Raw genomic sequence first — 14569 nt, 5'->3', positions numbered from 1 at the left:
ATCTCTATTTTTATTATAGTGATTTTTACCTAGGAATAAAGTAATATTTATATAAGTTGAAAGTTTTGTTTAGACATGTATCATTCGCATATATATGGAAAGAAACGCGCACAAGGGGGAATGATGCATGTGGGGTGTTGATTCAGCAGCGAAAGTGACGGAGACGTTATTTACATGCGTGCGGCAACAATACGGCTTTCCGCAATTTTGGGGAAGATATGTGACGACTGTTCCGAACGTGTCAGACGGTTTGACGCAAGAAGAAATCGCTTTTATTCGTGGACGAGGGGTGAAAATTGCTCCGATTTACAATGCATTTCGTGAGGCGACGCAATATGAAAGGGGGAAAATCGCAGCGCGAAACGCCATTTTCCATGCGCGAAGATTACGTATTCCGAACAATACCGCCATTTTTGCTAATATTGAAGATGAATTTCAAGTCGATGAAGCGTGGATTCGCGCATGGGTCGATACGTTTTATCCGAGCGGCTATCGTCCGGGCATGTATGCCAATCCGACGATTGGTGCGTTTCGTGAGGCGTATTGTGAAGCGATAAAAAATGATGAGCGCGTCGCCCAACAGACGATCATATGGAGCTCTTATCCTCGTTCGGGAACGACATCTGCGGCAAAAGCGCCAACATTTCGTCCGCATGTGCCGAACTGCCGCGCAAACGTCTGGATATGGCAATACGGACGCGATGCCGACCTTTGCCCGATCGACACGAACGTCGCGAATCGAAAAGTGAGCGAGTACTTATATTAAAATTTGTTCGTTGCACATAAGAAATGTGATAAAATAGCAATAAATGATGTCGTAATGGAGGCTGTTTTATGGAAAATAAACATGGAATTTTGTTAGAAAGTGGAACGAATGAACTAGAAATTGTCGAATTTTTAATTGGTGGCAATCGCTTTGCAATTAACGTCATTAAAGTGAAAGAAATTATTCATCCGATCGCGCCGACGAAAGTACCGCATGCCCACCCGTACATTGAAGGCATTATCGAATTGCGCGGCGAGGTGCTTCCGCTCATCGATTTAGCGAAAGCGCTCGGTTTCGGACCATCGCAAAACCCAGCGCAAGATAAATATATTGTCGCACAGTTTAATCAACAAAAAGTCGTGTTTCACGTCCATAACGTCACACAAATTCACCGCATATCATGGAAGCAAATCGAAAAACCGTCGCACATGTATCAAGGATTAGAGAGCCAAATTATCGGTGTTGTGAAATTAAACGGAAACATGATTTTATTGCTTGATTTTGAAAAAATTGTCGTAGACATTAACCCGCAATCAGGCATCAACGTCGATCGCGTAAAAAAATTAGGTAAACGTGACCGATCGAATAAAAAACTAATCGTTGCCGAAGATTCCCCGCTTTTGCGTAAACTGCTTCACGATACGCTTGCAGAAGCGGGCTATGTGTACGTTGAGTTTTTTGAAAATGGGGAAGATGCGCTTCACTATTTACAATCGATTGTTGAAAAAGGAAAGCCAGTTGAAAGCGAAGTGCAGCTCGTTATTACCGATATTGAAATGCCGCAAATGGACGGTCATCATTTCACAAAACGTATTCGTGAAGATGACAAACTAAAACACTTACCTGTCGTCATTTTCTCATCGCTTATTACAGATGACCTTCGTCATAAAGGGGAACGCGTCGGTGCGACAGCGCAAGTGAGTAAACCAGAAATTGCTGAACTCGTCCAGGTGATCGATCAATACATTTTATAACATAGTAGGGGATAGTTATGGATCGTTACGACAAATATCGCCAACATTTTTTAAAAAATATTCGCAAACGGTTAGAAGAATGGGAAACGGTTGAAGAAATCGCCCATCAAGATGTGTATCGTCTTCTTCATTCTATTGCCGGTACGGCAGCGATGATCGGCATGAACGATATCGGCAACTATGCACGACAACTCATGGAACAGTGGGGCGAAGATGAACAAAAGCAATGGAAAGCAGAAGATGTGAAGGAGCGACTCGCCCCGCTTTTTCAACTTTGTTACGAGCAACAAATAGGTGATGTTGCGTCAAACGAACAAGGGGCGAAAAAAGGGGATGAACCGACCGTTTTACTCATTGATGATGACCCGTCGTTTTTAATGTATGTAAAAGAGCAGCTCGAACAGAGCGGATGGTATGTCGTTGCTATTGCTGACCCGATCAAAGCGGTCGCTTCCTTTTATGACGTCCGCCCGGATTGCGTCGTCATCGACATTCATATGCAAACGAAAACCGGCTTTGAGGTACTTACGTTTTTAAAAGAAAAATTAAAACAACAATTTGTGCCGATGATTATGGTGAGCATTGATGACCGAAAAGAGACGCGCATGAAAAGCTACGAAATGGGTGCGGACGATTTTATTCCGAAGCCGTTTGCGATCGATGAATTTATCGTGCGCATTCGCCGACAACTTGAGCGGAAGAAACTCATTGATGAACTGCTTCTGTTAGATGAACTGACGCACGTCTATAACCGAAAGTATTTAAAACAAGCGTACGAGCAGTTAAAAAGCGACTGGCATCGCACGCATGAACCATTTTGTTTAGCTGTGCTTGATATCGACCATTTCAAACAAGTAAACGACCAATACGGCCATTTAATTGGCGACGTTGTGCTTAAGCAATTTGCGCAATTTTTACAAACGAACGTACGCGCGCGCGACATCGTGATTCGTTTTGGCGGAGAGGAATTTGTCGTGTTATTGCCGGCGACAGAAGCAGGGGAAGCATTGCTTGTGTTCGAACGATTGCGTGAACAATTTGAACGCATGCCGTTCCAAAGCGGTGAAACGACGTTTTTTTGCACATTTTCGACAGGCATTGCTGAAGTGAACGACCCGTCTAAACCGATCGGATATTGGATTGAATTGGCAGACTCTGCGTTGTACGAGGCGAAAAATACAGGAAGAAACTGCGTCGTTTTAGCGAAACAACAAGAAACGTCGTATCGTCGCACGGTAAAAGTGGCAATTGTCGATGATGATGCGATCGTGCGTGCCATTGTAGCGGATGTCGTACAAAAAATGTTTGCTAAAGAACGAGTGACGCTTGAGTTGCGTACGTTTAAAGATGGAGAGCAATTTATGTCATCCGATTGGCATGAAGGAAAAGAGCCGTGTCTCGTCATTTTAGATGGCGTCATGCCAAAATTAGACGGGCTAGAAGTGCTCCAACAATTGCGTAGTCAAAAAAATTCATCGCGCTATAAAATTATTATGTTAACGGCGCGAAAAAGCGAAAGCGATATTGCGCGTGCGCTTGAACTTGGTGCGGATGATTATATGACGAAACCGTTTAAATTGCTCGAGCTTGAAGCAAGAATACGTCATATGTTAAAGAGGATGAATTAACGATGTCGAATCCACTTATGTTATTTAGTTTGATCGTCGTGACATTATGGATCATTTTGCTAATCATTTTTCTTTATTTAATTGTGCAAAAAAGAAAAGATGCGCGTTGGAAAAAAGAAGTAGAGACGTACAAACGATTGTACGAACCGATGTTACTTCGTTATGTAGCGTACGGAGATGAACAAGTGCCCGCTCCATCATCGTCTGCACAATATGTCGCGATGATCGAATTGCTCGACCATTTTATCCGCGTGCTCGCCAACGGAGATGTGAGCGCGCGCGTGACATCGTTAGCTGAAACGTATTTTGCCGACTATTTGCGCAAGCAATTGTATCATCGCCGGCTCGGCAGACGAATGAACGCCCTCTTTTACATTGAAGATTTTAAGATTCGCTCCCTCTTGCCCGAATTAGAGAACATGTACGAACAAAAACGTGTGACGACGATGGAAAGGCGTCAACTATTGAACATGTTTGCGCTTTTTCAACATCCGCACGTATATGAATATATGAAACATGTTGACGAGTCGTTTACGCAATTTGATTATCGCCTCATTTTATCGCGCATGGACGACGATACGTTTGCGAAAATGGTCGATCATTTTTTCGATTGGCATGAAAAAATACAATATGCGATCGTTGACATGATTGGCATTATGCAAAAGTTTCCGCACGTCCCATTTTTACGTACATTGCTTCGACATGAACAAAGCGAATATCGCGTTCGTGCATTAAAAGCGTTGGCACAAATGGCATATCCACTCGACGTTGAACAATTGCGCGTTCATTTCCAATCTCCTGTGTGGCAAGAGCGTTTAATGGCATTACGACTGTGCGCACGTACGCGCCGGCAAGAAATGGTCGATCATATTGTCTTGTTAATGAAAGATGCTGTATTTTCCGTTCGGTCGCAAGCGGCGGAAGCGTTGTTGCGCATGCCGAACGGACTGGACATACTCGAACATATTGCGCAAACATCAGACGACCGCTACGCGCGCGATATGGCGCTTGAATGGTTAGAAAGAGGTCGAGAACATGATTGACATGGCAGCGATGTTCGTCTTTTATTTTATGCTGGCGGTCATTTTGTTTTATACGTTTTTACTCGTTGTTTCGTTCGTTCAATTGCGCCGCATGTACGAATTGGACGAATGGGAACCGTATGAAGAAATGCTCGATGTCAGTTATACGAAACCGGTTTCTATTTTAGTGCCTGCCTACAATGAAGAAGCAGGCATTTTCGCGACGGTGCGGTCGCTACTTAGCATCGAGTATCCGCAATATGAAATTGTCGTCATTAACGACGGATCAACAGACGATACGCTTGAGCGATTGAAACGAGATTTTGACCTTGTTGAAATGAAGCGCGTCATTCGCCAACAGCTACCAACGGCACGTGTTCGGGCAGTATATCGCTCGCGAAAGTTTTCCCATTTATTTGTGATCGATAAAGAAAATGGCGGGAAGGCGGATGCGTTAAACGCTGGCATTAATTTTTCATCTTATCCGTACGTTTGCTCGATTGATGGCGATTCCGTTATTGAGCGGCGCGCCTTTTTAAAAGTGATGAAGCCGATTATCGACTCAGATGAAGAAGTGATCGCATCAGGTGGAAGTGTGCGCATCGCCAACGGCTGCGACATTGAAAAAGGAGAAGTCGTGCGCATTGCGCTATCCCGTCAACCGCTCGTCGTTATGCAAGTCATTGAATATTTGCGCGCGTTTTTAATGGGACGTATCGGATTAAGCCGCCACAATTTATTGCTCATCGTTTCAGGCGCTTTCGGTGTCTTTTCAAAACAATGGGTCATTCGCGCCGGGGGATATGCGCATACGGTCGGGGAAGATATGGAGCTTGTCGTCCGTCTTCATCGACTAGTGAAAGAAACGAACGCGAATAAAAAAATTGTGTACGTACCCGATCCGGTTTGTTGGACGGAAGCACCAGAGTCGCTGACAGATTTACGCAAACAGCGCCGCCGCTGGCATCGCGGGCTGCTTGAAAGCCTTTGGCTTCATCGCCGCATGTGGTTTAACCCGCGTTACGGCTCGATCGGGCTCATTTCGATGCCGTATTTTTTACTCATTGAATTTTTCGGACCTGTCGTCGAGCTGATTGGATATATGCTCATCGTCATTTCGCTCATCTTAGGCGACGTATATATCGAGTTTGCTATTTTGCTATTTCTCGTCTCCGTTTTGTACGGCTCGATTTTCTCGATGGCGGCTGTGTTGTTAGAAGAATGGACGATTCGAAAATTTTCAAACGTATCCGACGTCGTGCGCCTCTTTTTTTACTCTTTTACAGAGACGTTATGGTATCGTCCGTTGACGGTATTATGGCGCTGTGAAGGCATTGTCGATGCGCTTTTAAAAAGAAAAGGTTGGGGAGAAATGAAAAGAAAAGGTGTGTCGAAATGATGAAACGACAACGATGGCTCATTGTATACGTACTATTTATGTTTCTTGCCATTTCTTCACCGTATTGGTTATGGAAACTAAAGCCCGAGACAACGTTACACACGCTTATTGTCAATAAAACCGTTCCTGATGAAACGTATCGTGAACATGAAGGGCTCGTTTGGCTATTAAACCAACAAAAATATGTGAAACAAGACGGGACGCGTTACGATGTAAAAACCGATTACGTTGGCTTTATACCGAAAACGAAAAAAGAACGTCCATGGCCAAAATCGTTGCAAGAGTACGATGTCATTTACGTAGCGGATACGTATGGTGTATACGAACATGACTTCACCGCTGAAAAAAAGAAAGGGAAACGTTCGAAAAAAGTGTACGGCGGTTTGACAGAACAAGAAGTCAATCACTTGCACGATGCGCTGTTTGAAGAAAACAAAACGCTCATTGCCGAGTTTAACTCGTTTGCTAGCCCAACGGAACGACCTGTTCGCGAAACGTTTTATTCGTTATTAAACGTCGAATGGTCGGGCTGGATTGGCCGCTATTTCCCGAAGCTTGAAGATGACGAAGTACCTGTTTGGGTAAGAGAAAACTACGAAAAACAATACGATAAACGATATACGTTTACCGGACCGGGTTACGTGCTCGTCAATGAATCGGATCAGCTCGTCATTTTACATGAAAAAGAAATCGGCAAACAAGGGGTGCTGTTTACCCCGACGAACAAAGGGGAAAAAGAGCTCGGGATTGATGGCTCGATTCCGTATTCGTATTGGTTTGATATTGTCAAGCCGCTATATGACGATGAAGTGTTAGCGACGTATACCCTTTCGCTATCGAAAAGCGGGGAAGAAAAATTACGAGCGATCGGGTTGCCGACAACGTTTCCAGCGATCGTTCATCATCGCAACAATCGGTACGATGCGTACTATTTTTGCGGCGATTACGCTGATTACGGCGATGTCCCGAACATTTACCAAACGGTCGGCATCGATATATGGCGGAAATGGACGACGCGTCATGACCCGAACAGCATCGCATCGTTTTATTGGAAAGCGTACGTCCCGATGATGAAAACGATTTTGGAACATGTGCATGACGAAGAAAAGCGGACGGTTGAGCGGGCGGTCGCCAAAACAGACGATGGCATTCAACTCGCTGGACGAGTCGGAGAGCAATATGTACAAGTGTATAAAAACGGAAAATGGAAAAATGTGCTGTTAAAAGGAGTGAATATGGGAATCGCAAAGCCGGGTCATTTCCCGGGGGAAACAGCGATTACGAAAGAACAATATTTCCGATGGTTTAAACAAATTGGCGCGATGCATGCAAACGCCGTTCGCGTATATACGATTCATCCACCGGCGTTTTACGAAGCGTTTTATGAATACAACATGATTGCCGAACGCCCTCTTTATTTATTTCATGGAGTTTGGGTGAATGAAGAAACGTTTTTGCGCACGAACGATGCGTTTGCAAAAGAAAATACAGATGAGTTTGTCGCAGAAATAAAGCGAACGATCGATATCGTTCATGGGAAAGCAGCGATTGCTCCGCGCCCGGGACATGCAAGCGGCATATACCCATACGACATTTCCTCGTATGTGCTCGGCTGGATTTTCGGTGTCGAGTGGGAGCCGACCGTCGTTTATGCGACGAATGTAAAACATGCTGGTTTGCCCGACTATCAAGGGGAATACGTATATACGAAAGGAGCGTCGCCGTTTGAAATTTGGCTGGCGCGCATGATGGATGAAGCGATTGCTTATGAAACGAAAACGTACGGCTGGCAACGGCCAGTCAGCTTTACAAACTGGGTGACAACCGATTTGTTAACGCATCCGAGCGAACCGTTAGAAAAAGAAGATTTCGTATCGGTCAATCCGAACGTCATATATGCGACAAAAGCGATGCATGGCGGCTTATTTGCTTCGTATCACATTTATCCGTATTATCCAGACTTTTTAAACTATGAGCCAAAATATGTGAATTACATCGATCATCGCGGTGAGAAAAACAACTATGCCGGCTATTTGCACGATATGAAACGAGCGCATCGCCTACCGATCGTCGTCGCCGAATTTGGCGTGCCATCGTCGCGCGGCATGACGCACCGCAACGTATACGGCATGAATCAAGGATTTCATTCCGAACAACAACAAGGGCTCATAAACAAAAAACTATTTGAAGATATCGTCCATGAACAAATGGCGGGCGGATTTATTTTTACGTGGCAAGACGAATGGTTTAAACGAACGTGGAACACGATGGACTACGACAATCCTGATCGGCGTCCGTTTTGGTCCAACGCCCAAACGAACGAGCAACAATTCGGATTGCTTAGCTTTGATCCGACCGAAAATGAAACGATGATGATAAAAGTAGATGGAAGAAAAGGAGACTGGGAGTTTCTCGGCATCCGTCCTGCGTTCAAACAGCACGGCCGCGCGCTTTATATGACGAGCGACGAGCGGTACGTTTACATTCGTTACGACACAACTGTTATGCAAGACAAAGACGTCTATATATTGTTTGATACGATACTTAATCAAGGACAATCGACGATTCTCGATGTGCCGAACGTGCGGACAGAAGGGGTCGATTTCGTTCTCCATCTACGTGGGGAAAAAGAAGGGCGATTATGGATTGATAGTTATTACGATTCGTTCTATTATCATTATGGACATATGTTGCAAATGATTGCTCGCCTCCCATATGCGAACAAAAAAAATAACGGCGTATATCATCCGATTCGTTTGACGCTCAATAAAAAGCTACAAATTAAAGGAAAAACGTATCCGTTCGACTTTTACGAAACGGGTGTTATGACGTTTGGCACAGCGAATCCGAACGATGAAGCGTACAATTCGTTAACGGACGTCAGTGTGAGCAAACAAAAAGATGGATATGAAATTCGCATTCCGTGGGCGCTGTTAAACGTCAAAGACCCGAGCATGCATGAAGTGATAGGCGATATGTGGCAAGAAGGGTTGGCGAGCAGTCGAACGATTGATCGTATTCGCGTCGGTGTATATGAAAAGGACTTCTCCTATCCGGCACAACAAAATGGCTGGATCGACGCAAAACAGTTTTATACGTACACGTGGGACGCATGGGAAGAGCCGACATATCATGAGCGGCTCAAGCGATCGTACACGATTGTGAAAGAAACATATAAACAAATCGAAAGGGAGAGACGATCATGGCGAAAATTTTATTAGCCGAAGATGAAGAAGTGTTGCGCATGCTTGTCGTCGATACGCTCGAAGATGAAGGGCACGACATTGACGAAGCGTGCGATGGCGAAGAAGCGATTGAAATGATTAAACAAAACGATTACGACTTAATTTTGCTTGATTACATGATGCCAATATATACCGGCTTAGAAGTCATTCAACATGTGCGCAATATGCCCGATAAAAAACATGTAAAGATTATGATGTTATCGGCAAAAAGTCAACAAGCGGACAAAGAGCGCGTGCTGGCAGCCGGCGCCGACTACTTTATGGCAAAGCCGTACAGCCCGCTTGAATTAGTGGAACGAATTGAGGCGATTTTACATGGAGAAGATGCGTAACTATTTTCGGCAAAGTTTAGTGAGACAGTTTGTTTTACTTGTCGCGTCATTTTTAGTCATCTTTATCGTCGGGGCGATTGCCCTTTCGGCGTATCAATCATCGTTAGTCGCATCGTTTGAACAAAAAAAGAACGAAATTGAAACGAAAATGAAATACGCACAAGAAATCGAACGAGCGTTCAACCAAGCGTTTTCCGATGCGCGCGGCTATTTAGCCTTCAACCGAAAAGAGTTTAAGTTAAGCATTTTCCGCGAACAAGAAAACGCTCAAACCGCGCTTGACCTGTTAGAAAGTGCAGCAACAACAAAAGAAGATACGCAATTTATTGTGAAAGCGCGCCAATTTGCGCAATATTATTTCGGACGTCTCGTCCCGGAAGCGATTGAAGCGTTTGAAAACGGCAATATTAAAAAAGTATTAAGCTTATCGGAAAATGGCGGCACCGCATCCATTCAACAATTTCAATTGCAAATGAAAACGTATAAAAACAGCTTAAGTGACCAATTAGATGGTGCCTTTCGACAGTTAAGTAACGAGCAGCAAACGGCTCAAACGGCGTTTATCGTATTCGTCTTTTTCATGTTATTTTTGCTTATTATCATTGCGCGCATCATGACAAAAAAAATTGGAATCCCGCTTCGTGCTCTCGCCAACATGGCAGAAAAAATCGCAAAAGACGAACAAGTGCATAACGACGACGTCGTCCATACCGCTCGCGAAGATGAAATTGGGAAGCTCGCCCAAGCGTTTCGGAAAATGTTAGCGAGCATTCAAGAGAAAGAAGAAACGTTAATGGCGCATAACGAAGAATTGCTTGCCCAACAAGATGAACTAGAAGTGCAACAAGCAGAACTCGAACAAGCGCTTGAAGCGATGCAAGCGCGCGAACGGGAATTAAAGCGATATAACGACTTTATACAAAGTTTATCGAATTCGCTCGATCGGCAAGACGTATTACAAAGCATCGTCTTCAACATGGCGCGCGTCATGGAAGCGGATCGCGGCATGATCGTGCTTATGAACGATGAAAAGACGTATGCGGCATTCGGCCTGTCACCGCACGGAGTCGAACAATTTTTAACGTACGTATACAACGGATTGCATCAACGGTTGTTTGAACAAAAGAAGCCGTTTGTATTAAAAAGGGAAGTGGCAGAATCGGAAAAAGGGTATCATGAAGAGACGATGTACGTGCACGACATTTTTTTACCTGTTCTTTCGAATGAAAGCGACGTGCAAGCCATTTTAGTGTTCAGTCGCTTTGGCGGACCGTTTTCGGACGAGGAAGTGCAAGAATATGTCGGCTTAACGAGACAAATATCGATTTCCCTTCAAAAAATCGAGCTATACGAACAGACGGAGCAAGCGCGTGAGACGGTACAACATATTTTAAATACGGTGCAAGAAGGCATTCACTTCGTTGACCGCGATGGTCATAGCGTCATCGTCAATAAACAAATGGCCGACTTGCTTCAAAAAGAGACGATTGCTGAGCTTGAAGGGGCAAGCTACGAACAATGGGCGCGCGGCCTAGTTGAACAGTCTGATGCAGGCAAAACGTTATGCGACTATTTACGGGCTGTTATTTTTAACGGCGATGAAGAACATGAACCGTTTGTGTACCATCTGCCGCAAAAGCGGAAAGTGATGCAAGTATATGCGAAACCGTTATATCGTAACGGGGAACGACAAGGGACGGTATTTGTCCATCGCGACATTACGAAACAGTTTGAAGTCGATCAAATGAAGTCTGAATTTGTCAGCACCGTCAGCCACGAGTTGCGTACGCCGCTATCAAGCGTGCTTGGCTTTACAGAACTGATGTTAACAAAGGAATTGAAGCCAGAGCGACAAAAGAAATATTTAACGACGATTTATCAAGAAGCAAAACGGTTAACAGCGCTCATTAACGACTTTTTAGACGTGCAGCGAATGGAGTCAGGAAAGCAAACGTACGATAAAAAATACGAAGATATCGTGTCCATCATTGAACATGTGATAGACACGCAAAAAGTGAATACGACGATTCATACGTTTCACGTTCAAAAAGAGACGGACAAAACGACCGTGCTCGGCGACCGCGATAAATTGGCGCAAGTGTTTACGAATTTAATTAGCAACGCCATCAAATATTCGCCAGATGGCGGCAACGTGACTGTGCGCATATATGAACAAAACAATCGCTTATACATCGACGTGAAAGACGAAGGGCTGGGCATTCCAGAAGAAGCGCTGCCAAACATATTTACAAAATTTTATCGCGTCGATAACTCCGACCGCCGCCGCATCGGTGGAACAGGGCTTGGGCTTGCGATCGTGAAAGAAATTGTGAAAGCGCACGAAGGGGAAGTGAGCGTCACATCAGAGCTGAAAAAAGGAAGCACGTTTACCGTCTCCCTCCCGCTCGTCGCTTTGGCTCATGATGAGGAAGATGAGCGCGACAACAGCGATAAACAAGCGCATGCGCACGTCGTGATTGTTGAAGATGATGAAAATTTAGCGGCGCTATTAGAAACTGAATTAAAAGATAGCGGATTTCGCGTCAAACATGTGAAAGAGGGAAAAGAAGCGATTGAGCTCATTCAAAAAGAAAAGCCGGATGCGGTCGTGCTAGATATTATGTTAGAGGAGCATGACGCATCAGGCTGGGACGTGTTAAAACAATTAAAAGAAAATAAAAAACTCGCCCATATTCCAATCATTATTTCTTCCGCATTAGAAGAGCGGGAAAAAGGATTGGCGCTCGGGGCGAATAGTTATCTTGTAAAGCCATATCAACCGAGCCAACTATCGAAAACGATTTTACAAATGTTATTAAATAAAGAGCGGCAAGGGGAAATTTTTATTCCGCTCCCTCAAGAGGAAGCCAAATAAGGTTTCCTCTTTTTTTGCATAAAAAACGCTATTCATTGCAAACTAGGAAAAAACGAAGCGGAAGAAAAAGGGGGCAAGACGATGTGGTTTTCGAAAAAAAATCGAGTAGAACATATTGCCAAACAGCTTGCCCACTCGCCAGATTTGATGTGTCGGCGCATCCAATGCAAAAGGAAAACGGTCGACGTCTTATTTTTAAGCAATTTAATTAATCATGACCACTTGCAACAAAACGTGTTGGCATTTATTCACGACCAAGAAGACGTATCGTTAAAACAGCTCGTTCGCTGTTTGCCGATCGGTGCGGTGCACGTATGCGAAACAGAAAAAGAGATGGCGTCTTACATACGCGACGGTTGGGCGGGTGTATATATTGAAGGCGAAGCGCGCGGGCTTGCCGTCAACATCGCTGAAAAAGTAGAACGTTCGCTTGAAAAGGCAGAAACAGAGTCGCTCGTCCTCGGACCGAAAATGTCGTTTACGGAGTCGATTGACACAAATATTCGTATTTTGCGCCAAAATGTAACCGATGCGAAATTAGTGACGGAAAAAATGGCGATCGGGGTGCGCAATTCGCTTGAGGTACGCGTCGTGTACATCGAAGATATTGCCGATAAAGAAAACGTTCAAACGGTCATACAACGGCTGTCCGAGCTTCACATTGACGAAGTGATCGACAGCTCCGTATTAGCCCAACTATTAGACGATCATGCATATACCATTTTTCCGCAATATTTATTAACGGAGCTTCCTGACCGATTAGCGTACAGTTTAATGAAAGGACGCATCGGCATTTTCGTTGACCGCAGTCCGACCGTCATTATTTGTCCAACGACGTTTTTTAGCTTTTTTGAAACGACAGAAGATATTTATTTACGTTGGACGATGAGCACTGTATTGCGCGCGATTCGCATGCTTGGCATTTTTGCTTCCATTTTTTTATCGCCGCTTTATGTTGCTGTCATTACGTATCATTACGAAGTCATTCCGTCCGCTTTGCTTTTGACGATTGGGGAATCGCGTTCGCGCGTCCCATTTCCTCCCGTCATTGAAGCGTTGTTTCTTGAATTTATGATTGAGCTGTTGCGCGAAGCAGGAGCGCGCTTGCCGACAAAAGTCGGTCAAACGATGGGTATCGTCGGCGGGATCGTCCTTGGACAAGCGGCAGTTGATGCAGGTTTTACGAGCAACGTGCTTATCATTATCGTCGCGTTAAGTGCGCTTGGCTCATTTACCGCGCCAAGTTATGAGATGGGCGCGACAATCCGTATTTTACGCTTTCCAATTATTTTATTAGCGGCGCTTTGGGGACTTGTCGGTATATTGATCGGCGTGAGCGTACTGCTTATTCATTTGTTGAAACTCACGTCGCTTGGACGTCCGTATTTGTCGCCCGTTTATCCGTTTCGTTTCACCGATATGAAATATGCGTTGATTCGTTTGCCGCAAAAGTTTTATAACGAACGTCCGAAAACGAATCGTCCGCAAAATGCTCGTCGGTTTTCCTGGCGTGAAGCGATGAAACGAAAGGATTTGGATGAATGATGAAAACGCCAAACGAACGGTTGTCCATTAACGCTTATCTCGTGTTTTTTCTTATCCATACCGCACAAATCGGGCTCGGCATCGTCGGGGTGCAGCGCGTCATTTTTGTCGAGGCGCGCCAAGATGCATGGATTGCTGTTTTCTTGAGCGGATTATGGATTCATCTCGTCGTTTTCGTCATGTATAAAACGTTAACGTCAACGGAACATGACAACATCTTCTCGCTTCATACGTTCGTTTACGGGCGCGTGTTCGGCTGGATCGCCAACGCGCTTGTTGTCGCCTATTTTGTAATGGCATATACGTCCATTTTACTCGGTTACGTTGAAATGGCATTGACGTGGATGTATCCCGATTTTCCGCTTTGGGGCGGGGCGCTTATTTTAGTTGTTTTAACGGTATATGCGTTGTATGGGGGGGGATTTCGGCTCGTTGCGGGGGTGAGTTTTTTAACGTTTTTTATGACCATTTGGATTGTCATCGTCGCCTTTCAGCCGCTCAAATATGCGGAATGGATTCATTTACAGCCCGTTTTCGAAGCGACCCCGACACAAATGGCAAAAGGGGTGTTAAAAACGGCGTATACGATGCTCGGTTTTGAAGTATTGTACGTGATTTATCCGTTTGTGAAGGAAAAACAACGTGTCCATCGTTATGCCCAGCTAGGCGTCATGTTGACGACGGTTCTCGTCGCCATGGTGACAATTATTGCGATCGCCTTTTTTAGCCCAAAGCAGCTCGATGTGACCATTTGGGCGTCGCTGTCGATGTTTACAATCGTCA

At 44.7% G+C, this 14569-nt stretch carries 10 protein-coding genes; all 10 read left to right on the top strand.

Annotation, left to right across the window (positions count from 1 at the left end; translation table 11 throughout):
* Positions 1-127 precede the first annotated feature (127 nt).
* Positions 128-766 (top strand): glycoside hydrolase domain-containing protein, encoded by a 639-nt coding sequence (locus tag V7Z64_RS07265; RefSeq protein WP_297987668.1) that lies wholly within the window; start codon positions 128-130, stop codon positions 764-766.
* Positions 767-834: 68 nt separating this feature from the next.
* Positions 835-1740: a chemotaxis protein gene (locus V7Z64_RS07260; protein WP_297987666.1), complete on the top strand. Its 906-nt coding sequence runs from the start codon at positions 835-837 to the stop codon at positions 1738-1740.
* Positions 1741-1757: 17 nt separating this feature from the next.
* The gene (locus V7Z64_RS07255) at positions 1758-3368 is read left to right on the top strand and encodes a diguanylate cyclase (RefSeq protein ID WP_297987664.1); all 1611 of its coding nucleotides are present in this window, start codon (positions 1758-1760) and stop codon (positions 3366-3368) included.
* Between the two features lie 2 nt (positions 3369-3370).
* A complete protein-coding gene (locus tag V7Z64_RS07250) occupies positions 3371-4411 on the top strand; it encodes a HEAT repeat domain-containing protein (protein WP_297987662.1) in 1041 nt (346 codons plus the stop codon).
* The gene (locus V7Z64_RS07245) at positions 4404-5789 is read left to right on the top strand and encodes a glycosyltransferase family 2 protein (protein WP_297987660.1); all 1386 of its coding nucleotides are present in this window, start codon (positions 4404-4406) and stop codon (positions 5787-5789) included. The genes V7Z64_RS07250 and V7Z64_RS07245 overlap by 8 nt, the downstream gene beginning before the upstream one ends.
* The gene (locus V7Z64_RS07240; RefSeq protein WP_297987659.1) at positions 5786-9010 is read left to right on the top strand and encodes a hypothetical protein; all 3225 of its coding nucleotides are present in this window, start codon (positions 5786-5788) and stop codon (positions 9008-9010) included. Before V7Z64_RS07245 ends, V7Z64_RS07240 begins: the two co-directional genes overlap by 4 nt.
* A complete protein-coding gene (locus V7Z64_RS07235; protein WP_003396658.1) occupies positions 8992-9366 on the top strand; it encodes a response regulator transcription factor in 375 nt (124 codons plus the stop codon). Before V7Z64_RS07240 ends, V7Z64_RS07235 begins: the two co-directional genes overlap by 19 nt.
* Positions 9350-12241, top strand: a complete 2892-nt coding sequence (locus V7Z64_RS07230; RefSeq protein WP_297987655.1) for an ATP-binding protein — start codon at positions 9350-9352, stop codon at positions 12239-12241. Before V7Z64_RS07235 ends, V7Z64_RS07230 begins: the two co-directional genes overlap by 17 nt.
* Positions 12242-12322: 81 nt before the next feature.
* On the top strand, positions 12323-13786 hold the full coding sequence (locus V7Z64_RS07225; RefSeq protein WP_297987653.1) for a spore germination protein: 1464 nt from the start codon (positions 12323-12325) through the stop codon (positions 13784-13786).
* Positions 13783-14569: GerAB/ArcD/ProY family transporter (locus V7Z64_RS07220; RefSeq protein WP_334109893.1), on the top strand; the 787-nt coding region annotated here is incomplete at its 3' end. The genes V7Z64_RS07225 and V7Z64_RS07220, both read left to right, overlap by 4 nt.

The sequence above is a fragment of the Anoxybacillus sp. genome (assembly GCF_036834105.1).
GTDB lineage: Bacteria > Bacillota > Bacilli > Bacillales > Anoxybacillaceae > Anoxybacillus.
The sequence above is the reverse complement of the archived record's forward strand: the minus strand, read 5'-3'. Positions and strand labels throughout refer to the sequence as shown.